At 63.9% G+C, this 23,145-nt stretch carries 23 protein-coding genes; 14 read left to right on the top strand and 9 right to left on the bottom strand.

Annotated elements, in window-relative coordinates; translation table 11 throughout:
• The first annotated feature begins 67 nt into the window (after nt 1-67).
• Nucleotides 68-904 carry a pyrroline-5-carboxylate reductase gene (proC, locus tag FFS37_RS15305; RefSeq protein WP_332311480.1) on the top strand — a complete coding sequence of 279 codons (837 nt, stop codon included), beginning with the start codon at nt 68-70 and terminating at the stop codon, nt 902-904.
• 41 nt (nt 905-945) lie between these two features.
• Here proC and FFS37_RS15300 read toward each other — a convergent pair whose 3' ends face one another.
• The 4 genes from FFS37_RS15300 to FFS37_RS15285 are packed head-to-tail and all read right to left on the bottom strand — an operon-like array spanning nt 946 to nt 5,754.
• Nucleotides 946-1,488: a hypothetical protein gene (locus FFS37_RS15300; RefSeq protein WP_137931779.1), complete on the bottom strand. Its 543-nt coding sequence runs from the start codon at nt 1,486-1,488 to the stop codon at nt 946-948.
• A gap of 42 nt (nt 1,489-1,530) precedes the next feature.
• Nucleotides 1,531-3,573, bottom strand: coding sequence for an oxidoreductase (locus tag FFS37_RS15295; protein WP_137931778.1), 2,043 nt, complete (start codon nt 3,571-3,573; stop codon nt 1,531-1,533).
• Nucleotides 3,574-3,601: 28 nt separating this feature from the next.
• Entirely contained in the window at nt 3,602-4,924 is a 1,323-nt protein-coding gene (locus tag FFS37_RS15290; protein WP_137931777.1) for an NAD(P)/FAD-dependent oxidoreductase, read from the bottom strand.
• A 41-nt stretch (nt 4,925-4,965) separates the two neighbouring features.
• Nucleotides 4,966-5,754: an aspartate/glutamate racemase family protein gene (locus FFS37_RS15285; protein WP_137931776.1), complete on the bottom strand. Its 789-nt coding sequence runs from the start codon at nt 5,752-5,754 to the stop codon at nt 4,966-4,968.
• Nucleotides 5,755-5,937: 183 nt separating this feature from the next.
• Between FFS37_RS15285 and FFS37_RS15280 the strand changes: the two genes are divergently transcribed.
• From FFS37_RS15280 to FFS37_RS15240, 9 genes are all read left to right on the top strand, one after another.
• On the top strand, nt 5,938-6,618 hold the full coding sequence (locus FFS37_RS15280; RefSeq protein ID WP_137931775.1) for a GntR family transcriptional regulator: 681 nt from the start codon (nt 5,938-5,940) through the stop codon (nt 6,616-6,618).
• A 210-nt stretch (nt 6,619-6,828) separates the two neighbouring features.
• Nucleotides 6,829-7,581 carry an SDR family oxidoreductase gene (locus FFS37_RS15275; RefSeq protein ID WP_137931774.1) on the top strand — a complete coding sequence of 251 codons (753 nt, stop codon included), beginning with the start codon at nt 6,829-6,831 and terminating at the stop codon, nt 7,579-7,581.
• Nucleotides 7,582-7,614: 33 nt separating this feature from the next.
• Nucleotides 7,615-8,862: an NAD(P)/FAD-dependent oxidoreductase gene (locus tag FFS37_RS15270; protein WP_137931773.1), complete on the top strand. Its 1,248-nt coding sequence runs from the start codon at nt 7,615-7,617 to the stop codon at nt 8,860-8,862.
• A gap of 12 nt (nt 8,863-8,874) precedes the next feature.
• Nucleotides 8,875-9,774 carry an ornithine cyclodeaminase family protein gene (locus tag FFS37_RS15265; protein ID WP_137931772.1) on the top strand — a complete coding sequence of 300 codons (900 nt, stop codon included), beginning with the start codon at nt 8,875-8,877 and terminating at the stop codon, nt 9,772-9,774.
• Between the two features lie 98 nt (nt 9,775-9,872).
• Entirely contained in the window at nt 9,873-10,844 is a 972-nt protein-coding gene (locus FFS37_RS15260) for a thiamine pyrophosphate-dependent dehydrogenase E1 component subunit alpha (RefSeq protein ID WP_137931771.1), read from the top strand.
• Nucleotide 10,845: 1 nt separating this feature from the next.
• Entirely contained in the window at nt 10,846-11,820 is a 975-nt protein-coding gene (locus FFS37_RS15255) for an alpha-ketoacid dehydrogenase subunit beta (RefSeq protein WP_137931770.1), read from the top strand.
• Nucleotides 11,821-11,832: 12 nt separating this feature from the next.
• Nucleotides 11,833-13,131 carry an acetoin dehydrogenase dihydrolipoyllysine-residue acetyltransferase subunit gene (locus FFS37_RS15250; protein WP_137931769.1) on the top strand — a complete coding sequence of 433 codons (1,299 nt, stop codon included), beginning with the start codon at nt 11,833-11,835 and terminating at the stop codon, nt 13,129-13,131.
• A 13-nt stretch (nt 13,132-13,144) separates the two neighbouring features.
• Nucleotides 13,145-13,855 carry an SDR family oxidoreductase gene (locus FFS37_RS15245; protein ID WP_137931768.1) on the top strand — a complete coding sequence of 237 codons (711 nt, stop codon included), beginning with the start codon at nt 13,145-13,147 and terminating at the stop codon, nt 13,853-13,855.
• 7 nt (nt 13,856-13,862) lie between these two features.
• Nucleotides 13,863-14,750, top strand: a complete 888-nt coding sequence (locus FFS37_RS15240) for a hypothetical protein (RefSeq protein ID WP_137931767.1) — start codon at nt 13,863-13,865, stop codon at nt 14,748-14,750.
• Between the two features lie 113 nt (nt 14,751-14,863).
• Here the strand turns inward: FFS37_RS15240 and FFS37_RS15235 are convergent, their stop codons facing one another.
• From FFS37_RS15235 to FFS37_RS15220, 4 genes are all read right to left on the bottom strand, one after another.
• A complete protein-coding gene (locus tag FFS37_RS15235; protein WP_137931766.1) occupies nt 14,864-15,535 on the bottom strand; it encodes an amino acid ABC transporter permease in 672 nt (223 codons plus the stop codon).
• A gap of 11 nt (nt 15,536-15,546) precedes the next feature.
• Entirely contained in the window at nt 15,547-16,218 is a 672-nt protein-coding gene (locus tag FFS37_RS15230) for an amino acid ABC transporter permease (protein ID WP_137931765.1), read from the bottom strand.
• Nucleotides 16,219-16,227: 9 nt separating this feature from the next.
• Nucleotides 16,228-17,004: an amino acid ABC transporter ATP-binding protein gene (locus FFS37_RS15225; protein ID WP_269750878.1), complete on the bottom strand. Its 777-nt coding sequence runs from the start codon at nt 17,002-17,004 to the stop codon at nt 16,228-16,230.
• A 74-nt stretch (nt 17,005-17,078) separates the two neighbouring features.
• Nucleotides 17,079-17,933, bottom strand: a complete 855-nt coding sequence (locus FFS37_RS15220; RefSeq protein ID WP_137931764.1) for a substrate-binding periplasmic protein — start codon at nt 17,931-17,933, stop codon at nt 17,079-17,081.
• Nucleotides 17,934-18,238: 305 nt separating this feature from the next.
• Between FFS37_RS15220 and FFS37_RS15215 the strand changes: the two genes are divergently transcribed.
• The 3 genes from FFS37_RS15215 (at nt 18,239) to FFS37_RS15205 (ending at nt 19,957) form a co-directional block, all read left to right on the top strand.
• Nucleotides 18,239-19,003, top strand: a complete 765-nt coding sequence (locus FFS37_RS15215; protein ID WP_137931763.1) for an SDR family NAD(P)-dependent oxidoreductase — start codon at nt 18,239-18,241, stop codon at nt 19,001-19,003.
• Nucleotides 19,004-19,026: 23 nt separating this feature from the next.
• Nucleotides 19,027-19,416: a Rid family hydrolase gene (locus FFS37_RS15210; protein ID WP_137931762.1), complete on the top strand. Its 390-nt coding sequence runs from the start codon at nt 19,027-19,029 to the stop codon at nt 19,414-19,416.
• Nucleotides 19,417-19,489: 73 nt separating this feature from the next.
• A complete protein-coding gene (locus FFS37_RS15205; protein ID WP_137931761.1) occupies nt 19,490-19,957 on the top strand; it encodes a hypothetical protein in 468 nt (155 codons plus the stop codon).
• Between the two features lie 55 nt (nt 19,958-20,012).
• Here the strand turns inward: FFS37_RS15205 and FFS37_RS15200 are convergent, their stop codons facing one another.
• On the bottom strand, nt 20,013-21,026 hold the full coding sequence (locus tag FFS37_RS15200) for a helix-turn-helix domain-containing protein (RefSeq protein ID WP_137931760.1): 1,014 nt from the start codon (nt 21,024-21,026) through the stop codon (nt 20,013-20,015).
• Between the two features lie 408 nt (nt 21,027-21,434).
• On the opposite strand from FFS37_RS15200, the gene FFS37_RS15195 reads away from it, so the two are divergent.
• Nucleotides 21,435-23,144 (top strand): ShlB/FhaC/HecB family hemolysin secretion/activation protein, encoded by a 1,710-nt coding sequence (locus FFS37_RS15195; protein ID WP_232375672.1) that lies wholly within the window; start codon nt 21,435-21,437, stop codon nt 23,142-23,144.
• Nucleotide 23,145 lies beyond the last annotated feature (1 nt).

The raw sequence follows: 23,145 nt of genomic DNA, 5'->3' as shown, positions 1-23,145 counted from the left end.
CCGAAATTTGACACACCTACAATTCTGTCATAACAAATTTGTTATGACAGAATTGTAGGTGGCTATCATGGAAGCTGGCGAGCATATGAAATCGTCACTCCACGTCCTGATCGTCGGATGTGGCAATATGGGCTATGCGCTTTTGACGGGATGGCTCAAGGGAAGTGGGGGCATAAAAGTACACGCCATCGACCCTGTCGCTGCCCTGCGCGATCGGGCAATGGCGATGGGGGCAACGGCCTCGCAGGATGTCAGCGACATGCCGGTCGGGTTTTTCCCGGCAGTGGTCGTGCTCGCTGTCAAGCCGCAGCAACTTTGCGCCCTTCTGCCGGCCTACCGGAGTTTGGCTGAAAGCGGAGCGCTCTTTTTGTCGGTTGCCGCCGGCATTGATATCCAGGCGATGGCTTCAGCGCTTGGTGCGGCCGCCCCCATCATACGTTGCATGCCAAACACGCCGGTCGCTGTCGGAGCGGGAATGCTTGTCTGTTGCCCCGGCGAGTCCTGTGGCGAGAAAGAGCGACTGTTGGCCACAACGCTGCTGTCACCTGCTGGCAAGGTGGCCTTCATCGAGGATGAAGCGCTGATGGACGTCGTGACAGCGGTGTCGGGATCGGGGCCGGCCTATGTCTTCCATTTCATCGACTGCCTGGAAAGGGCGGCCATCGCGGAAGGCTTGCCTGCCGCACTGGCCCGGGACCTTGCCTTGCAGACCGTCCACGGTGCTGGTCTGCTTGCCCGGCTAAGCGATCGCGACCCGGCCATGCTGCGTCAAGAGGTCACCAGTCCGAATGGAACGACCGCAGCGGCGCTCGCCGTGCTGATGGGCGAGGCGGGGCTCGACCCGATCGTGGCGCGAGCGGTCGAAGCCGCGCGCGCCCGCTCGATCGAACTCGGGAAGGGTTGAAGGCTGCGCAACCGTGCGGCAATTGCCGCTGAGAGCAGCCCCTACTGCCCGGCGCGTTGCGCCTTCTCCAGATTGCGGAAATAGATGACCTCGATCTCGCGCAGGATCGCCTTCGGCTCATCCTCGTAGCTTTCCGAAAAAGTACCGGCGTCGCTCTCGACGGTGATCGCCCAGCGGCCCCGGTGCGGATTGAGGGCGCAAGCGGGGAAGTTCATATGGTGGTGCCAGGCGGCGCCCTTGCCGTCGATCTCGATCAGACGGGCGAGCAGCGCCGATTGCTGGACAAGCGCGCTGCTCTCGCCCCCGGCCTTGCCCTCGTCCAGAATGTCGTCGCCATGCAGCATCCTGACGAAGACCTTGTCGACCTCCGGGAACCTTTCGGAGGGCGCGATGTAGGCGCGGCCCTCGCTGTCGTCTTCCACGACGATCGCGTAGAGGCCGTCATAAGGGTTGAAGTCGCAGCCAGGCGACAGCACGTGAGAGTGCCACCGATGGCCCGCGCGCTGAAAACTCTCGACCAGGGCGAGGCAGTCGTCGAGCGGGATGACGCCGTACTCGATGCCGGCATGGGTGGTGGTCTTCATCGCGATGGTCTCCGGACGGTTGCTGATTGACCGGTTGGCCGTTCAGAGCGGGTGGCTGATGCGCGCCGCGTCGAGCATGGCGGCGTGCAGGTTGCGGCAGGCCCAGGCGTCGCCGACCTTATAGAGATCAAACGCGCCCTGGGGATTGTGAATGATCGCCTGCGGCCGGGCATCGGCCAGGGCGCGCAAATCCACCTCTCCGAGGTTGCGCGAGAGCGGCTTCAGGGCGAAATAGACGTCGTCGTTGGGCAACGTGCCGTTGTCGCCGATCACCTGGTCGAAGGCCAGCTCACGGATCTTGTCGCTGTAGGTGTTCTGCACGGAGGCCAGAAGCTTGTTGCCCTCGCGGCGCAAAGAGGCCAGCCGCGTATCGGTCTCGATGCGGACGTCATGCTTGTAGAGTTCGCTCATATGGGCGCCGAGATTGGTGCCGCCGATCTCGCGACCGAATTCCCGGTCGGGCGTTACAATATGTACGCGCGCGCCGCGCGCCGCCGCGAACTCCGCGCATGACGCGGCCGAAGCCGTGCCGTTCTCGTCGACGAGCAGCACGTCGCCCCCCGCCGCTGCCTGTCCGGACAGCACATCCCAGACCGACACGGCGAGTTCCGAACCGGCGAAGCCGCCGACATTGGGCATGCCGCCGGTGGCGACGATCACGGCATCGGGCTGCTCCGCCACGATATCGTCGGCCTCGGCAAAAGTGTTCAGCCGCACGTCGACCTTCAGGATCTCCATCTGGCGGGAGAGCCACGTGGTGATGCCGGCAAGGTCGCGGCGCCAGGTGGCGCGGGCGGCAAGCAGCAACTGGCCGCCCAGCTCGCCGGCCGCCTCCAAAAGGACGACCTCATGGCCGCGCCGCGCATTGATGCGCGCGGCCTCCATGCCGGCCGGGCCGCCGCCGACAACCACGACCTTCTTGCGTGTCTTCGCCGGCTGCACGATCTGCGGGATCGTCGCCTCGCGCGAGGTGGCGACATTGTGGGCGCAGAGCGCGTCGATGCCGCGGATAGCGCGGTCGACGCAATAGCCGACACCGACGCAGGGGCGGATGTTGTCCTCATCGCCCGCCTTCAGCTTGTTGATGTGATGGGGGTCGGCGATGAAGGCGCGGGTCATGCCGACCATGTCGACATAGCCGCCCTTCAGCGCATGCTCGGCAGTCGCGGCGTCGGTCATGCGTGTGGCATGGAAGATCTTCACATGGCCCTTGACCTCGTCGCGTATCGCCTTGGCGAGAGGCAGGTAGGCAGCGGACGGCACCCACATGGTCGGCCAGATCCGGGCCTCGGATTTATAGTCGGTCGCCTGTGCGCCGACGACGCTGATGAAGTCGATCAGGCCGGAGCCGGCATAGGTGCTGGCGATCTCGACGCAGTCGTCCCGGGTCAATCCGCCTTTCAGCATCTCGTCGCCCGGCATGCGGATGCCGATGACATAGTCGTCGCCCAGCCGCCGACGCACGGCCTCCAGGATTTCCAGCCCGAAGCGCATGCGGTTGGCCAGCGTGCCGCCATAGCCGTCGGTACGATGGTTCATCGCCGGCGACCAGAACTGCTCGATCAGCGTGCCGGCCTGGCAGGAGATCTCGACGCCGTCGACGTCGCCTTCGCGCACGCGTGCGGCCGCCGCGGCATAGTTCTCGATGGTCCGGCCGATGTCATGGTCTTCCATGGTCGCCGGAAAGGTGCCGTGGATGATCTCGCGCAGCGGCGAGGCCGAGAACGTCGGCAGCCAGTTGGTCATGTCCCAGCGCTCGCGCCGGCCGCCATGGGTCAGCTGCACGGTGCAGAGCGCGCCATGCTCGTGGATGGCGGCCGCCATCTTGCGGAACTGCGGGATGACCTTGTCCACCGAGCCGTTGATCTGGCCGTAGTAGAAGGAATTCTCGGCCGAGACGGCGGTGGCGCCGCCGAACTGGGTCAGTCCCACACCGCCCTTGGCCTTCTCCGCCTGATAGGCGATGTAGCGGTCGGTGATATCGCCGGCGAGCACATAGCCGGGTTCGTGGCTGGTGCTGAGGAAGCGGTTGCGGATTGTCAGATTGCGGATCCGCAAGGGCTGGAAAAGACTCTCGTAAGCCATGATCGTATTTCCAATGGGTGATGGCGGGTCAGGTCAGCCCCAACCCATCCTTTGCCTGGTAGACGGGAAACATCAGCCGCGCGATGCGGGTCTTCAGCGGCCAGAAAGAGACGTCGCGCCGCTCTTCGACCAGCTGGACGGGGACGTCGTCGAGCGCCCGCCTGCCGGCCGCGAACTCGCCGACCACGCGGCCGAGATTCTGCGCCAGGTTGACGCCGCGCGTCGAGAAGCCGACGACGGAAAAGATCTCGCGCCCAAGCCGCTGCACATGCGGCAGATAGTTGTCGGTGATGGCGCAGTAGCCTTCCCAGTAATCCTCGAATTCCGTGTCGGCTTCGCTAAGCTGCGGAAAGAGCTGCCGCAACCGCTTGCGCGCATGCGCAAGGCCATAGGCGCGCCGGCCGCCGATGGCAAAGACGGCGCCGCCCGAGATCAGCCGGCCGTCATCGTCGAGCCGGCCGAAACCGCCGGATTTGCGCAGATCGGTGAAGCACAGGCTGGTCTTCAATATTTCCCTGCGCAGCCTTTCGCCGAGAGGCTTGGTCGCGGCATGGTAGAGAAAGACGGGCACCGCGGAACGCTGCACCTGCGGCAGGAAATCGCCGGTATAGCCGTTGGTGGCGACGACCACCTTGCGCGCCCGGACAAGGCTTGTCCCGCTGCGCACGACGGCTCCGGCGGCAGTCTCCTCGATGGCGTCGACCGGGCTTCTCTCGAATATCCGGACCCCATGCTGGCTGGCGGCCCGGGCCAGACCGAGGGCCACGCCATACGGGTTCACCGTGCCGCCTGACGGGTTTGTCCAGCCGCCGAGATAGCCGGCGGCGCCGAGGCGGTCGGCAACATCCGCGGCCGAGAGCCAGGACACGTCGGCACCCCAGGCCTTCCATTCCTCGTAGACGGCGCGAATCTTCTTCAGCGACGCTTCCGAATGAGCCGGCTGCACCCAGCCATTCTGTATGGCCGAGCCATTGATCTGGTAGGCCTCGATCTGGCGGAACACGGCGTCCGCGCCGCCAAGCACCAGCTCGGCCAGCGCTTTGCCTTTCTTGCGGCCGATCGTTGCCTCGACCGCCGACGGCGTCACCGCGCCGGGGAAATGGGGCACGTTGTAGCCGCCATTGCGCCCCGAGGCCCCGTTGGCGACCACGCCGGCTTCGAGCAGGACGACGTTCAGGCCGGCCTTGGCCGCGTGCAGGGCGATGTTCAAGCCGCAAAAGCCGGCGCCGGCCACGACGAGGTCGGCCGTTTCCTCGCCGGCCAAGGCGGGATAGCGCTTGATGGGTTCCTTCAGCGTACGCGTCCAGACGACGCCGTTCAGGTCACTGTCGATCGGACTGGCCATGGACATGGAATGCACGCTCTCGGTTCAGGAATTGAGGGAAATGTCCATCAGCCCAGCGCCAGGCTCTGGCGAGCGCGATGCAACGCTTCGCCCGGCGGCGGTTTCAACTGGAGACGCGTGCTCTTGACGAAGCCCATATGCAGGGCGATGCCGGTCATCGTCTCGAGATATTTCAGCGCCACCGTGCTGGAATCGAGAACCGGAACACCTGTCCCCGGGATCTCGGTATAGCCGGCGGCGCGCAGCAGCGGACCGTAATAGGCGCAGCCCACCAGGATGACGTCGGCGCCGTCGCGGATGCATTCGTTCGCCACCTGCTCGAAGCGCGGGATGAGCGCGGCGAACGGGTCCGTCACCGCGCCGAGCAGCAGGTCGGCATCCGATTCCGGCATGATGCTGCGCACCGGCCGCGCGATGGCGCGGTCCCGCAAGCCATAGGCCATCAGATCGTTCTCGATCGCCACGGTCGTCTTCTGCGATACGGTCACGACGGCGAAGCGCTTGCCCATCGATAGCGCGGCCAGCATCGACTGCTCGCTGACCGAGGCGACGGGGATGCCCACGACTTCGCGCGCTTCCCACAGAGGATCGTTCCAGCAGCCGAGGAAGATGCCGTCGAACCCGTCCTGCTCGGCCTGCAGCACGGCCTCCACGATATGCACCGAATTGATGTGCTCGGCGTAAAGCGAGCGGACGAAATTGCCGCTGCGCGGCAGGAAGCGGAATTCCAGTTCGGTGTCTTCATGGAGGGTAGGACGCACGACCTCGTCGAGCTTTCTCCACAGCGCAGAGAGCGCGTCGTTCCTGGTGGTTGGATGAATCCAGCAGATCCTCAAGAGGGGGCTCCCATCTCGTGTCGGTTGATCCCTTTTGTAATATGTTATAAAACTTTTGCAACTCCGCGTTAGGCCCATGAACACAATTTCTGGACAATCGCTGGAAATACGTGATTTTGCTATCGTCGGAGACGGCACGAGTGTGATTCACGTCATAAACAAGATGGTGCCAAGGACATTCTCATGGTTGATGCGCTAGCTAGTTTTTCTCCTTTTCAAAGGACCGAGACGCTCGGCGTCCGCGTCCGCGAGCAATTGCGGCACGCAATCATGGCGGGGTTGTTCAAGCCCGGCGAGAAGCTGACGCTACGCGCGGTGGCGGCATCGCTCGGCGTCAGCCTGACGCCGGCCCGCGAAGCGCTGTTCAACCTCGCCGCCGAAGGGGTGTTGGAACTGGGCGACAACGGCTCGATCTACATCCCTCGGCTGGACGCGGACAGGATCGGCGAACTGACCAAGGTTCGCATCTCGCTGGAGAGCCTGGCAACCCGCGAGGCGATGCCCAATTTGACGCCGAAAGACATTATCCAGATCGGCGCCATCAATGACCAGCTCATTGAAGCAAATCAGCAAAAGAACTACAAATTGCTCATCGAGCTGAACTGGAGTTTCCACTTCGGCATCTATGAAGCGGCGCGCATGCCCTTCCTGGTCAAGATGATCGAAAGTTGCTGGCTCAGAACCGGCTCGTATTTAAACATCATCTATCCGGACTTCGCCAAGACCGATGCCGGCGTGCTCAACCATATCGCCATCATCCGCGCCATTCGTGAGGGCAATGCGGAAGCGGCAGCACAAGCCATCGCCCGCGATATCGAGTTCGCGTCCCAGGCTTTCCACGCAGCGGTGCGCGACGAGGGCTGATCCCTCCCTGCGAACGCTTCGTTCCCCGCCGCCGTCACATCTTTAGCGGAGCAGTCGTCACTGTCGGCTGGCGCACCGGTGCGCCTGCGCCCGAATCGCCGGCTGGATAGTTCGGTCGCCTGTGCGAACAGACGGTAACATTCGGGCTTGACGCCGATGATATAACAAATAACATAGAAAACTGAAAACCAATCCGAAAAGGACCAAGAGATGCTCGAAAAGGGAATGCGGGCGCTCGTCACGGGAGGAAGTGGCGGCATCGGCTCGGCGCTCGTCAGAATGCTGGCGGCCCACGGCGTGCACGCCATCGCCTTGTCGAACAATCAGGCGAAACTCGCCGCGCTGGCGGATATCGAGAATGTCGAGACGGTGCTGATGGATGTCACCGACGCGGGCGCCCTCAACAGCGCCTTCTCGGGTCAACGCATCGACATACTGGTCAACGCCGCGGGCGTACTCGGCGTCACCGGAACGCTCTATTCGGTGCCGAACGCCTCGGCGCAGCATATTCTCGATGTCAACGTCATCGGCGTGCACAATGCGCTCTCGGCCGTGGTGCCGGGCATGGTCGAGCGCAATCGCGGCCATATCGTCAATGTCGGCTCACTCGCCGGGCCGTACCCTTCGACGGGCCAGCCGGTCTACAGCGCCTCCAAGGCGGCGATCCACAATATGAGCGCCAATCTGAGGATGGAGCTTTTCGGCACGGATGTCAGGGTGACCGAGATTCGCCCCGGCAGGGTGCGCACCGGCATGCATGCCGAGATGTTCGGCGGCGATCACTCAAAGTCGGACGAACTGCTCTACGACCCGTACGAATGCCTGCAGCCGCAGGATATCGCCGACGCCATCCAGTACGTGCTGTCGACGCCGCCGCATGTCTGCGTGGCACAGATCGAGGTGGTGCCGACACATCAGGTGGTCGGCGGCACCAAGATGTTCCAGAGGCAGCCCGCGGCCTGACGACAGTTTGCCCGCTCGACCTGGGGATATGCCATGCCTGCACCGGGGAAAACCAAGATCGCCGTCATCGGCGCCGGGATCGTCGGAATATCGTCCGCGCTCTACCTGCAAAGAGCCGGCTTCGAGGTCACGCTGATCGACCGCAACGAGCCGGGCAGCGGCGCTTCCTTCGGCAATGCCGGGGCGCTTGCGCCGCACGCCTTCGTTCCTGTCAACAGCCCCTCGATCCCGCGCCGGCTGCTGAAGCTGATGTTTGCCGGCGGCAGCCCGCTCAGCATCAACTGGGCCTACGCGCCGCGCATGTTGCAGTGGCTGATGTCGTTCCTCAGGCACTGCACGCAAGACGAGGTGGTGCGGATATCGCATGCGCTGCATTCGCTTCTGTCGCGCAATCTCGAATTCGCATTGCCGCTGTTCAAGGACAGTGGCGCCGACCGCTTGATCCGTGGCGGCGGCTATCTGCATCTCTACGAGAGCGACGCGGATTATCGCGCGCTCGGCACCGAGATCGGCCTTTACAAGGAGCTTGCTGGCGACGTCGAGGAGATCGATGCCGTCGAAATCCGGCGCCTGGAGCCCAACCTCGCCCCGGTCTTCAGCAAGGCCCTGTATTTCACCTCGGCGCTGCATTATCTCAGCCCCGCCGAAGTCTGCGCGACGATGGCGCGCCATTTTTGCGCGCAGGGAGGCACTTTACTGCGCGATGAGGTGACCGGGATCGACAAGCGGCCGGACGGCAAGCTGTTGGTGTCGGGCACCGAAGCGCGCGTTTTCGACCAGGTCGTGCTCTCGGCCGGCGCCCATTCCAGGCGGTTGTTCGGCAAGGCGATCGCGCATGTGCCGCTAGAGACCGAGCGCGGCTATCACGTCGTCTTCGGCAAGCAGGGCGACATCATCAGCCGAACCTGCTCGAGCGCCACGGCGGGCTTTGCCATGACGCCGATGACCGAGGGGTTGCGCTGCGCCGGCATGGTCGAGCTCGCCGGCCTCGACAAGCCGCCCAATCCCGCCTGCCATGCCTATCTGGAACGCACGGCGCGACGTCTCCTGCCGGATCTGACGGCAAGCCCGTCATCGAAATGGATGGGCTTTCGGCCCTCCATGCCCGACGCCTTGCCGGTCATCGGCCGATCGTCGCGCACACCCGAGATCATCCTGGCTTTCGGGCACCAGCACGTCGGCATGTCCAGCGGCTGCGTCACCGGGCGCATCGTCGCGGCGGTCGCCGCGGGCGAGTCGTCGCCCATCGATATAAAGCCGTTTTCGCCTGACCGCTTCTAGGAGAGTCGCTTCATGCTGCCTTACTACGACAGGGAAAAGATTGCCGCCGTGCTCGACATCGATGCGCTGATCGATGCGATGGAGCAGGCGCTGATCGCCTTTTCCACGGGCAAGGTGATACAGCCCGTGCGCATGCGCGTGGTCGACCAGGAGGCCGGCGGCGACCTTTGCCTGATGCCTGCCGTGACCGATATTTTCGCGGTCAAGCTGGTCGGCAATTATCCGCGCAATCACGCCAAGGGCCTCGAAAGCCATAACGCCATCGTGGTCGTCTTCGACCGCTGGACCGGCCTCCCGCGCGCCGTGCTCGACGGCACCTATATCACGCAGATGCGCACCTCGGCGGTGTCGGCAATGGCTGCGCGGCGTCTCGCGGCACCGGATGCGAAGGTACTCGCCATCCTCGGCAGCGGCGCGCAGGCCCGTGGCCATTTCGAGACCATGCGCCGCGTCCGCGATTTCGAGGAAATCCGTGTCTGGAGCCGCAATCGCGATCACGCCCGCGCCTTTGCCGAGGAAACCGGCGCGCGGCTCTGCGCGTCCAGCGAGGAAGCGGTTCGCGGCGCCGACGTGATCGCCACCACCACCTCGGCCAAGGAGCCGATCGTCAAGGGCGAATGGTTGAAGCCCGGCGCCCATGTCAGCGCCGTCGGCTGGAACGGGTTGGATGGGCGTGAGCTCGACGACGCGGTGATGCGTTCCGTCATCTTCGTCGAGTCCCGGGACGCGGCGAGCCAGGAATCCGGCAACATCCTGATGTCCGGTGCGTCAATCCATGCCGAGCTCGGCGAAGTGCTGGCAGGCAAGGCGCCAGCGGACGCCAGCGACAACACCGTCTTCATCTCCGTCGGCATCGCGACCGAGGATGCCTATGCCGCCGATCTGGTGCTGTCTGCCCTCGAGAAAGCCTGATCGCAACGCCGAACCGGCTTGCGCGATCAGGCCAAGTTTGATAACAAATTTGTTATAACAAAATAGGCCGCAGCAACCTGCGGCTGAGAGGTGTTCGGATGAAGAATTCTCCCTCGACCACGGAGCGGATCGAGATGCATCGCAAGATGGTCCTCGTGCGCCGTCTGGAGGAGCGTCTCGGCGAGCTTCACAAGGCCGGCAAGACACGCGGCCCGATCCACCGCTGCGACGGCCAGGAAGCGGTCGGCGTCGGCGCGACCGCGATGCTTGCCACCTCCGACTATGTCACCAGCACCCATCGCGGCCATGCGCATTACGTCGGCAAGGGGCTCGGCGTGCACGGCATCGCGGCAGAAATCCTCGGCCGCGAGACCGGTTATTGCGGCGGCCGCGCCGGCCACATGCTGATCGGCGAGAAGGCGAGCGGCGTCATCGGCGGCAATGCCATCGTCGGTGCCAGCATCCCCGCGGCGACCGGCATGGCGCTGTCGATCCAGGTGCGCGGCGGCTCGGACGTCGCAATGTGCTTCTTCGGCGATGGTGCGGCGCAGACCGGCATCTGCCATGAATCCATGAACATCGCCGCGCTGTGGAAGCTGCCCGTCGTCTTCGTGCTCGAACACAATCAGTACGGGCTTACCGTGCATCACAGCGTGCAGTCGCCGGTGGCCGATCTCAGCATCCGCGGCGCCGGCTACGCGATCCCCAGTGAGATCGTCGACGGTAACGACGCGGTCGCCGTCTACCGCGCCGTCGCGACGGCGGTCGAGCGCGCGCGGCGCGGCGAGGGGCCTTCGCTGGTGGAGGCCAAGACCTATCGCATGCAGGGCTTTTCCACCTCCGACATGGGTGGCTATCAGGGCGAGGAAGACCTTGCCGCCTGGGCGGCGCGCGATCCGATAAAAGTAAGCTTTGCCTCGCTTGTCGATGCCGTCGGCCAGGAACGGCTGGAGCAAGTTGAGCAGGAAGCGGTTGCCGAAGTCGACGCCGCGATAGAAGCGGCGCTCGAAGCGCCGCTGCCGACCTTCGCGGTCTTTGAGAAGACCGCCCCTTATGCGGAGTCCTTCTGAGATGGCCAAGCTGCGATACGCCGAAGCGCTCAACCAGGCCCTGCGCGAGGAGATGCAGCGCGATCCTTCCGTCTTCCTGTTCGGCGAGGACATCGCGCGCTATGGCGGCGTCTTCAAGGTCACGCGCGGGCTGATGGATGAATTCGGCGAGGGACGCGTACGCGACACGCCGATCTCCGAACAGACGCTCGCCGCCATGGCGGTCACGGCGGCGATGACCGGGACGCGGCCGATCCTCGAAATCATGTATGCCGATTTCATGCCGTTGGTGCTGGACGCGCTGATCAACCAGGCGTCGATCTACGAATATCTGTGGAACGATGTCTCGATGCCCTTCGTGCTGCGGACCCAGGGCGGCGGCGGCGCCGGCGCCGGCGCGCAGCACTCCAAGAGCCTCGATTCGCTGGTGGCGCACATTCCAGGCCTCAAGGTCGTCGCACCGGTCACGCCCGCCGACGCCAAGGGGCTGCTCAAGACCGCCATTCGTGACAGCCAGCCGGTGATCTTCCTGGAGCACAAGCTGCTCTACAATCTGCGCGACGACGTGCCCGACGATCCCGACTTCACCGTCGAGATCGGCAAGGCGCGGACCGTATGCGAGGGCGCCGACATCTCGATCTTCGCCACCTCGCGCATGGTGCTGGAAAGCCACAAGGCGGCCGAACTGCTGGCCGCAGACGGCATCAGCGCCGAGGTCATAGATCTGCGCAGCCTGCGCCCGCTCGACCTTTCCGCCATCAAGACGTCCATCGCCAAAACGCATCACGCTGTGGTGGTCAATGAGGGGTGGCGCTTCTGCGGCTACGCGGCCGAACTCTCGGCGACGATCATGGATCACGCCTTCGACGATCTCGACGGGCCGGTGGCACGCGTGACGCTGCCGGACATGCCAGTGCCCTACAGCGAGCCGCTCGAAATGGCGGTTCTGCCCAACGCGGCCAAGATCGCCGACGCGGCGCGCGCCACGCTGCGCTAAGGAGGACCAGACGTGACCGACATCACTGTGGTTGGCGCCGGCGGCGAATACATGGAATCGGTCGTCGTCGTCGAATGGCACAAGAAGCCTGGCGACATGGTCGCGGCGGGCGAACTGGTGGTGACCGTCGAGACGGCCAAGGCCGCTACCGAGATCGAGGCGCCGGCCTCGGGCGTGCTCGCCGAGGTCAGGGCCGAGGTCGGCCAGGAGATCGAGGTCGGCGGCGTTCTGGGGGTGATCGCGGATCCCGCTGCCATGGCTGCACGACCGGCCGAAGACAAGCCGGCGGCCAAGCCGTCCGAGACGGCTGCGGTGGCCGAGACCAGTCCCGTCGCCACCCGGTCCGCCTCGAACGGCCGCGTGCTTGCTTCGCCGCTGGCCCGGCGCATCGCGGCGCAGAAGAGCATCGATCTTTCGGCGCTGACGGCATCCAGTGCCTCCGGCAGGATCAAGCTGCGCGATGTCGAGGCGTATGAGGCCCGCTCCGAGAAAGCACCGGCTGCTCAGCCGCCGCTTGCGGCCAGGCCGACCGATCGATCGTCGGGAGACTCGCTCCACCTGACGCGGCGGGGCGCGGCGAACGGCAATACGTTGGTGTTGCTCCACGGTTTCGGCGCCGACAGCCTCTCCTGGCAACCGCTGGTGGCAGCCCTCGGCGACAGCGCGTCGATCGTCCTGGTCGATCTGCCGGGGCACGGCCGTTCGGCCAAACCGAATGGCCGCCCGTCGATCCATGGCTTTGCCGGCAATGTTGCCGAGGCGCTTCACGGTCAGGGTCTGGACGATGTGCATCTCGTCGGCCACTCGCTTGGCGGCGGCGTGGCGCTGGCGCTTGCCGAGAGTGGCGCTATCGCCATCCGCTCGCTGACGCTTCTGGCGCCGGCGGGCCTTGGTCCGGAGATCGATGGTGCCTTTGTCCAGGGCTATGCCCGCGCGACCCGCGCCGACAGTCTGCGGCCCTGGCTGCTCAGGCTGTTCGCCGACGCTTCGATCGTCACGCCGGGCTTCGTGTCGACGACTTTGAAGGCGCGCTCCAGCGCCGCGCTACGCGACGCGCAGGACGAACTCGCCGACGCGATCTTCCCGGACGGGACACAGGCCACGGAATTCCGCGAGGTGCTGAAGCGCCTTGCCGTACCGCTGAAGATCATCTGGGGCGAACAGGACCGCATCATTCCCAAACGCCATGCCATGCACACCGGGGCTGCTGCGGCATTGCATTTCCTCCCCGGGGCCGGCCACATGCCGCATGTGGAGGATCCGGTGACCGTGGCGCGCCTCATCCTGCAAAACGTCAAAGCCGCATTGTGAAGGTAGAGGCGCCATGAAGGCGACGGCGATTGTGACGGGCGCGACCGGCGGCATCGGCAAGGCGATCGTCGACCGGTTGGCGCAAACGGGCTTTTCCGTCCTGGCGCTGGGCACGAAACCACAGCAGCTCTCGGTGCTGGAGGAGACCGGCTGCCGCACGCTGGCGCTCGATATCGGCGATGCCGGTGCAACGCAGGCCGCGCTTGCCGGGATCGAAGCCGACGTGCTGGTGCATGCCGCCGGCGTCCTCGGCCCGCAACTGCCGCTTTACGAAACTCCGGACGAGCTGGCGGCCAGGCTGGTCTCCGTCAACATCCTGGGAACGGTGAACGTCCTTCGCGAGGTCGTGCCGTCGATGCGCCGCCGCGACAGGGGAACGATCGTTTTGCTCGGCTCGATCTGCGGCACGGCGCCCGGCACCGGCCCGGCATTATACAGCGCCACAAAGGCTGCCCTGCATTCCATGGCCGCGAACCTCAGATACGACCTTCGCGGCTCCGGTCTGCGCGTCTGCGAGATACTGCTCGGCCGCGTACGCACCGGCATCCACGAGCAACTCGCCAGCGGGGAGGATTTGTATGACGGCTACGAATGCCTGCTGCCCGAAAACGTCGCGGACACGGTCCTGCATGCGGTCACCAGCCCGCCTTCCGTCGACCTTTCCACGATCGAGATGATGCCGACGCGGCAGACCGTCGGCGGCTCGCATTTTTCCAGACAGTGAGGTTCACATGGCTTGCGTTTTCTTCACCCTGGACGGGGTCTCGCACGAGATCGAACTCTATCCGGATCTGGCGCCGCGTACGATCGGCAAGCTCGTCGCCTCATTGCCGGCCAGGATCGACATCCATTGTGCCAAGATTGCTGGCCAGCACATCTTCTGGCATGCGCCGTTGCTGGCCGACATCGAGAAGGCGCAGGATATCCTCACCCTTCCGGCCGGCACCTTCCTCTACTGGCCAGAACGACAGTTCCTCGAGCTCATCTACGGCGAGCTGCAGGCCGAGAAGGCGCAGGTTTGCGTGCTTGGCCGGCTAACGGGCGACATCGGCTGGCTCAAGGCCTTTGGCCGCCGCGTCGTCGAAAGCCACGGCCAGGAGCTGTTGTTCGCGGAGCTGAAGGCCGGCGATGACGCTCTGGCGCTGGCGACCCCGGAGAAGCCGCTTGCCTCGCCGGGCCTTGTCGCATTGCGAGAGGCGCGCAAGGCACTGTGGACGGCGGCTCCCGACGAGATGTTCACGCTGCTCAAGCGCGACGGCATGATGCTGCCTTACGGCCCGCTGGCCATGGCTGAAGGCGAGTTTCGCAAGCTGCACGAATTGCTGTGGCGGCTGCGGGATCCGAAATACGGCATTGGCGGCGGCGACCGCGCCAAGGTCATGGCCTTCCTGATCGATGCCTTCAATGCGCGCATCGACGGCTTCTGCGGTCTGCATGCGGCGGGCAGCCTGCTCGAGAGCGCAAAGCCGCTGCTTGCCGATCCGGATGCGGTGGCCGATGTGCTTGACGAGCTGATCCTCTATACCGGCCGCGCAGCCGCCTGGCTCGACGCCTACATTCCCTGGAGCGCTCTCAATGCCGCGACGCTGGCATCGCTCGGCCGGCAAGGCGTCAGGTAGTCAAACACGCGCCGATGCGCTGACGACAAGCAACGCCGCGGCCCTTCCGGACCGCGGCGTTTTCATTGTGTCTTCGAGATCGCGTCGCCCGCAAAGATCCAGAGCCCGTCGCGTCAGAGCTTCAGGCGCTTGAGGAAGCTCTGCTCGTAATAGGTTACGATGCGGGTGACGCTGAAGGCGATGAAGAAGTAGATCAACGCGGTGGCGGTCAGGATCTCGATGGGCCGCGCGGTGGAGTCGGCGATCATCTGGCCCTGGTACATCAGGTCGGCCATGCCGACCGCCGAAACCAGCGCGCTTTCCTTGAACAGGGTCACGCAGTTGGACAGAAGCGTCGGCACCGCGCGCATGATGGTCTGCGGCAAGATGACATAAGGGACGCTGACGCGGGCAGGCAGGCCGAGCGCGATGCACGCGTCGCGCTGCTCGGCGCCGATCGACTTCAAGGCGGCGCGGCAGCTCTCGCTGGAAATGGCGCCCATGTAGAGGGCGAGCGTGGTGATGGTCGAGGTGACATTGCCGAGATCGACGCCAAGCAGAGCCGGCAGGCAGAAGAAGAACCAGAACAGTTGCACCAGCACCGGCGTGCCGCGGAATATCTCGACATAGGTCGTGGCGATCGCCTTCAGGATCGGATGGCCGCTCTGCCGGATGATGCTGACGATGAAGCCGAGCGGCAGGCCGATGGCCAGCCCGAGCGACGTGAAATAGAGCGTGTTGCCGAGCCCGGTGAACAGCGCCAGCCGGTAGTCGTAGAGGAAGGAGAGCGAGGTTGCCAGGTTCATGGTTTCGCTCCTCAGGCCAGCCGGGCGCGCAGCCGCTTCTCGCAGAAGCCGACGACCTGGGAGAGCGGCAGCGAGAGGATGAAATAGATGAAGGCGACGGTCGAATAGATCTCGATCGGCCGGTAGGTCTGCGTCGCCAGGCTCTTGCCCTGGTACATCAGGTCGCTGATCGCCACGATGGCGACGAGCGCTGTCTGCTGCAGCAGGCCGATCGTGTTGGTGAGCAGCACCGGAATGGCAAGCAGCACCGCCTGGGGCAGGATGACATAGATCGTCCTCTTCAGGGACGACAGTCCAAGCGCCGTGCAGGCGTCGTAATGGGAGGATGGGATGGCCTGGATCGCGGCCCTGTAGGCTTCCGCGTTGAAGGCGGTGATGTTCATGCCGAGCGCCAGCACCGCCATGGTGAAGGGATCCATGAAGATGCCGAAGAAGAAGGGCACGCAGTAGAAGATCCAGATGATCTGCACCAGCGCCGGCGTGCAGCGGAACAGCTCGATGAAGATGACCGCGATCCAGCGCAGCGGCAGGATGCGGCTCATCGCCATAAGACAGACCAGGAAACCGCCGACGAGGCCGATGACCGCGCAGATCCCCGTGAGCTGCAGCGTGACGGCCAGCCCGCTCATCAGCTGCGGCAGGCTCGAGAAGACGACGGATGAATCCCAGGTGTAACCGTTCATTGCTGCCCCTCAGGAGACCGTGTCGACGTGCAGGACCTTCTTCAGGAAATCCGCCGTCCGGGGCTCGGCCGGATCGGAGAAGATCTTCGCCGGCGGCGCGTCCTCGACGATATGGCCGTCGGCGCAGAAGATCACCCGCGTGGCGATGCGCTTGGCGAACCACATGTCATGGGTGACGATCATCATCGACATCTTCTGTTCGGCGAGTTCGAGCATCAGACCCTCGACCTCCGCCACCAGCTCCGGATCGAGCGCCGAGGTCACCTCGTCGAACAGCATGATCTTGGGGTCCAGAAGCAATGCGCGCGCGATCGCCACACGCTGCTTCTGGCCGCCCGACAACATGCCGGGATAGGCATTGGCGCGGTTATCGAGGCCGAGCCGCTTGAGCAGTTGCATGGCGCGCTCGGTGGCCGACGCCCGGCTTTCGCCGCGCGCCCGGATCGGCGAAAGCACCAGATTGCCGAGGACCGTCAGATGCGGAAACAGCGTGTAGTGCTGGAAGACCATGCCGATCTTGGCGCGCACGGCCGTGTCGACCAGATTGTCCTTGCGGCGGTTCGCCTGCGCCTCGATGTAGCGTGCGCCTTCGAATTCGATGCGGCCGTCGTCGATCTTCTCCAGGCCCATGATGCAGCGCAGAAGCGTGCTCTTGCCGCTGCCGCTTGGGCCGATGACGACGATGCGCTCCTTCGGCTCCATCTGGAAGTTCATGCCGTCCAGCACATGCACCAGTCCGCCATAGGACTTGCGCAGGTTCTGCACTTTCAGGAAACAAGACGACACGCGGCCACCCCTCCTTGTTCTGGAATGAAAACGGATGCCGCCTCAGCGGCATCCGTTGCAGGGCGGAATTTGGCTTACTTCGCGCCGGCGAGATAGATCTCGCTCCAGTGCTTCAGATCGCGGTCGACCTCGCCCAACGCCACTTTCTCCTCGAGGAAGATGTTGAGCACGTCGAGGTCGCGCTGCGAGATCGTCGGCGGCAGGCCGAAGCTGATGCCCTGCTTCATCAAGGCGGGCACGGCTTCGACGAGGCCGACTTTGTCGGGATTGGCCGTCTTGAGCAGCAGGTTGGTGGTCGAATCGGCGCCGGCGACGTCGACGCGGCCGGACAGCAGGGCGAGGTTCAGGCCGTTGGCGTCGGGAAGGCGCACGATCTCGGCCTGCTTGAAGCGGTCCGTGACCTTGTGGTCCTGAGCCGAGCCGGACATCACGCCGACGCGGATGCCAGGCTTGTCGAAGGTCGACAGGTCCGCCGCCGGGTCCTTCACCTTGTCGTTGGCGAGCATGTAGGCGAAGTTCATTTCATCATAGCCGGCGACCGTGCTGTAGTTGATGACGAGGGCGCGGGCTGGCGTGCGATTGAGGGCAGGGGACATGTCCCATTTGCCCGCCTGCAGGCCGGCCACGATGTTGTCCCAGGTCGTGTCGACGAACTGGACCTTCACCTTCAGCACATCGGCGAACTCCTTGCAAAGGTCGAGATAGGCGCCGCCATATTCGCCGGTCTTCAGGTCCTTCATCACATAGGGCGGAGAAATCGCCGCCGCGCAGCGCAGCGCGCCGCGATTCTGCACTTCCTTCCAGAAGCCGTCGGCCATTGCCGGGGCGATGTGCATCCCACCGGCGACGACCAGGAGGCCGATCAGGCCCGAACGTGCGCCGCGTGCGCAGCGCGCAACGGCCTGTTTCCATAAACTTGCGATTTCCATGTCTTATTCCCCTATCTGTGCCGGCGCATTGCGCACGGGCTCCTTGTGTCGGGTTTCCCCCGAACTCCTCATTTTGTTATATCAAATAAAATTTTTGCGGCGCTGTCAAACGGAGTTTTGCGATCAAGCCGGTATCGAGCAGCATGTAATACGGTAATGATCTGATATTAAAGGGTATTCTTTAGAGTGCGTATTGATTTGTGACGCCCCCAGAGGCGCCGATGGGACTGCGAGCTACCCACGGCTCCCGTCTTGCCAACAGGTCTAAAATGTAATTTGTTATATAAAACGACAGAGGAAAACTTATGAAACGCCATCAGGACAAACGCATTCTCGTGACCGGTGCGGCTGGCGGGATCGGCTTGGCGACGGCGCGTTTCTTCGCTCGGGAGGGCGCCAGGCTGTATCTGGTCGACCTGCCCGGCTCGCCGCTTGAAGCGAGCGTGCCCGACCTTGCCCAGGCCGGCGACGTGGTTCTGCGTCATCTCTCGGTTACCGACGAAGCAGCGGTGAAGGAGGCCGTGGATGACATGATCGGCTGCTATGGCGGCATCGACGCCGTCGTCAATTCAGCCGGCGTCGTCGTGGTCGAGCCGGCGCTCGAAGGGTCCATTGAAACCTTCCGGCGCGTGCTTGACATCAACCTCACCGGCACCTGGATCGTTTCCCAGGCAGCGGCGCGGCACATGGCGGTGAATGGCGGCGGCGCCATCGTCAACATCAGTTCCGTCTACGGGTTTCAGGGCGCCCCGAACCGGACGGCCTATTGTGCCTCCAAGGGCGCCGTCGTCGCGCTGACGGACTCGCTCGCGGTCGAATGGGGTCCGCTCAACATTCGCGTCAACAGCGTCGTGCCGACCGGAACGCGCACGCCCATGGTGCAGGGCCTCATCGACCGCGGCATCTACAATGTCGACGCCGTGTCGCGCCGCACGCCGCTCAGGCGCCTCGCGGAGCCGGAAGAGGTGGCTGCTGCCTGCGGCTTCCTTGTCGGCCAGGAAGCAGGAATGGTCACCGGCCATCATCTCAGGGTGGATGGTGGCTGGCTGGCGAACGGCTATCTCATGTGAACGAACCATCGATCGGAGAAAAAATGGTCAAGCGGCAGAATATTTCCTCGGGCTCCCAGTTCGAGAAGGCATACGGCTATTCGCGCGCCGTCAAGGCGGGCGATACGCTCTATATTTCGGGCACGATCGGCATGGACTACGCAGCGGGCAAGATGCCCGAGGATGCCGTCGGCCAGTTGCGTCAGATCATCAAGAATTTCGAACCGGCGCTGAAGGCGGCGGGCGGTTCGCTCAAGGACATCGTCCAGATCACCACCTATGTCAGCGCGCCGGAGGTTTTCAAGGAGGTCGGACCGGAACTCGGGGTGATCTTCAAGGACGTCCTGCCGACCAACGCTGCGCTCGTCGTTGCCTTCCCGGTTCCCGGCGTGCTGGTCGAGATCGCCGCGGTCGCCGTCATCGGCTGCGAGTGACACGGGAGCGACGGCGATGTGCAAGGCATGCGACGAGCATCGGTTCGCCTTCGAAACGCTGGATGAGCAATCGATGGCCGCCGCCGCGCGGGCCGCGCATGACGCGGGCGAGGCATGGCATTTCCATGTGCTCGCGCCCGGCTGCACGTTCAGCCCCGACAGGCAGGCCTACGCCTTCCTGCTCGAACTCACCGACCAGGACCGTGTGATCTGCAGTTTCTTCGACGAAAAGCCCGTGGCCGTGAACAAGGAGCTGCTGGCCCTGCTGCATGGGGCCGATGCTCTCCTGGACAAGGCAATGGCCGCCGGCGATATCGCGAACGCCGACCGCGCGCTGCTCGACGGGATCGCGGCCGCCATCTCCTCCGGCAAGCCCTGGCATCATCACATGATGTTTCCGGCCTGCCAGTTGAACCAATCGGGCGGCAGATGGCGGATCTTCGTCGAGGTCGAAGGCGAAGAGCCGATCTGGCGCGACTATGACGGTGAGCCGTCCCTGGTGCTCAACCGGATAGAGCGCCTGTATTTCGGACTGAGTTGAGGGTTCTGCGGGGGCGCCAGGGCATGCTGACGGCGTGCAAACGGGATGGTTTGAACTAGCGACGCATTTCGTCCATTGCCAAGGTCGACACAAGGTCGACACCAGACAGGCTGTCGGCGATCCACTGCGCCAACGCCTCCTGCAGGGCGGGCAGCATCTCTACATACTCTCCGGCCGGGTTGGACAGCAGGACGAGACCGCGCTCGGCGGCCTCCCGCATCAGGTTGCTGACATGCGTCCGCGATACGCCGGCGCGCTCGGCAGCGGCGGTATAGAAACCCGGCGGCGTTCTCGCCGGCGACCTTCCGCGCACCGTTGCCGCCAGCGCCATCAGAACCCGGATGCCGACATTGCGGCTGAGGAAGAAGCCAATGATTGGATTGTTGCGGCTGATCTGGTCGGCGACGCCCAACGTGGAAAGAGAAATGCGACGGTAGGCTGCCTGATAGGTTGGATCGCGTGCGGTCGCAGCCTCAAAGGCCGGCTCACCGGGATAAAGCAGCGCCAGCGGCGCATGAAACACGGCAAGCCATTCGCGATCCGTGGCCAGCATCTTCTCGGTTGGCTTGAGGATATGGATGCGACGATCGACGGGAGAAACCTCGCGTTTCAGAAAGCCGTCGAGCTCAAGCCCATTGACGATGTTGGCGACGCGGCGGGCATCGTCTATGCCCATCGCCTTCAGCGAAGTCCGCAGACGCGCGAGCGTCACCCAAGTCGAGGGGTTCTCCGCGTCGTGGAGTGCGTCCAGGCAAACAATGACCATGAAGGAGACGGCGCGCACAAACTCCATCAGGCCGCGTAGAAGAACGCGATTCTGACCGTAGAGCGAAAGCAGACCATCCACGAGGCAATCATGCGCTTCCTCAAAGGAAGGATTGCCTCGAATTTCCGCGGCCGACCGGTATTCCACATGAGCCCAACCCGAAAAGGTACCCTCGCTATCATTCGTCGTTGCCACCATTGCCGATAAATCCTTGTCAGATACGTCCTCAAAACGATGGAACGCGCGTGTCGTCGAAGTTCTGTTTAAGTGCCGGGAAAATCGTACCAATTTGTTGCGTTGCATTCTTCAACGCCGATACCGCATGAATAGATCCAAACGGCGTTGGCTACAGTCAGAGCCAGACAAGCGCAAGAATGGTGTGTTCGCGGGGGCGATATGCAGGCTGCTGGGATTCGAAATCCCTGCCCAGGGCTAGTGGGCTGCGTGGCGGCAAAGCCCAAGCATGCCGTTTCAGCCCGGAACTTCATTCATATCGGAATGCGCTCGGCCTGTTCGGCGCGCCACCATCATTTTGATTTCTGTCTGGCGTGCGGCAGCTAGCGGCCGCCTTGATTTTAACCCGAACATCGCAACCGCTGAAAATCGTGTGAAATTTTGATTTATCAATTCGACTATTGCCGAGGAATTCTGGCGGGAATTGCCGTCGTCTTGTCCTGCACAGGCTCCGGTCTGGCGCAGACAGCCTCCCAGGTGACCCCGCAGACATTCGAACCGCAAACGCAGAAGCGGGGCCAGGGCATCGTCATACCCGAAGGCGCGGGTCCCTCGGCACCGGCGGGGGCAGAGAAACTTCACGTTCAAATATCACATGTCACCGTCGAAGGCGGTCTTCCGGCGCTGTCCGCCGAGACGGCTGAAATCGTGGCCAGGCTGGCCGGCAAGACTGTCAGGGCCACCGACCTGTTCGCGGCCGCCAGCCAATTGCAGGAAGCTTATGCCGTCAAAGGCTATGGGTTGGTGCGTGTCATCCTGCCGGCGCAACGCCTGACCAATGGCGCAACATTGCGTCTCGTCGTGGTCGACGGTTTCATCGAGCAGATCGATACATCGCATCTGCCTGCCAATATCCGGGCCCATATAGACCGCATTCTTGCTCCGCTTGTCGGACAGCGGCAACTCACCAATGCGGCTATAGAGCGGCGCCTGCTGTTGGCCGCCGACACGCCTGGCACGGTCATGCGTTCGACTCTCTCCCAGGGGCTGCAGCCAGGCGGCAGCGTGCTGACGATCGAGGCCCGCTACAAGGCGGTGACCGGATCATTGACCCTCGACAACAGCCTGTCCCAGTCGCTTGGAACCTATAATGTCGGTCTCGGCGCCGACTTCAACTCCGTCCTCCGCTTCGGCGAGTTGATCTACCTGCGCGCGTCAGGCGCGCCTCGCTCCAATGGGGATGACAGCTTCTTCTCCAACGATCCGCGCAATCGGGCGCTCGCTGCCGGCGTCGTCATGCCGCTCGGCCTCGATGGCCTGACGCTGAACCTCGAAGGCACACTCTCGCGCACCGCGCCAGAAGCGGCACCGGCGGGCCTAGCCTTTCTGTCGGACCTTACGCGTGCTTCGGCCCGACTTGCCTATCCGGTTATCCGTTCGCGCGATTTCACGCTTAATGTCAAAGGCGTATTCGACGCCCAGGATGAATCGCTGACACTTCGCAATGGCGGCGGCATAATCATATCACAAGACCGGTTGCGTGTGCTGCGCGCCGGCACCGACTTCTCCTGGTACGCGCCGGGCGACGCGCTGGTCTTCGGCAGTCTCACGGGGTCCTTCGGCATCGACGGGCTTGGTGCGCGCAGCAAAGCAGACGCCGCCGCCAGCGGCACGCCGCTGTCGAGGCAAGGGGCGGATGCGGATTTCCAGAAGCTGGAACTCACTCTCGGCTATCGCCAGCCCGTCGCCGAGCATCTCACCCTGGACTTCAAGGCCAGAGCCCAGACGTCGTTTGGCCAACCACTTCTGAACTCCGAACAGATCGGTCTCGCGGCGCCTGGCGGCCTGTCCAGTTTTCCGCTGGGCTCCGTCCAGGGCGATTCCGGCTATGTGCTGCGCGGAGAGGCGCAGTTCCCCTTCACCACGGCGTTTACGCTGCCCTTCAGCCTGCCTCAATTCCCTGAACAACAAGGAACTGGCCTGCCGCAAGGCAGCGAGACCAGGGGTGCGCTCCTGGTCTCGCCCTATCTGTTCGGCGCCTATGGCGGCGTCAAACTCTATGATCCCACCGTGCTGGAGCAAGGATCCTCGCGCGGCGCAGCCTATGGCGTCGGCCTCAGATTTGGCGCGGCTCAACAATCCAGCTTCAACAGCGCGACTCTCAATCTCGAATACGGCCGCGTCGAACGCTTCGGCTATGGCGCAAACGACAACCGCTTCGCGCTCTCGACAGCGTTCCAGTTCTAAA

This window comes from Mesorhizobium comanense (assembly GCF_005503535.1).
Taxonomy (GTDB): domain Bacteria; phylum Pseudomonadota; class Alphaproteobacteria; order Rhizobiales; family Rhizobiaceae; genus Mesorhizobium; species Mesorhizobium comanense.
Note: the sequence above shows the minus strand (reverse complement) of the source record. Positions and strands in the feature narration are given on the sequence as shown.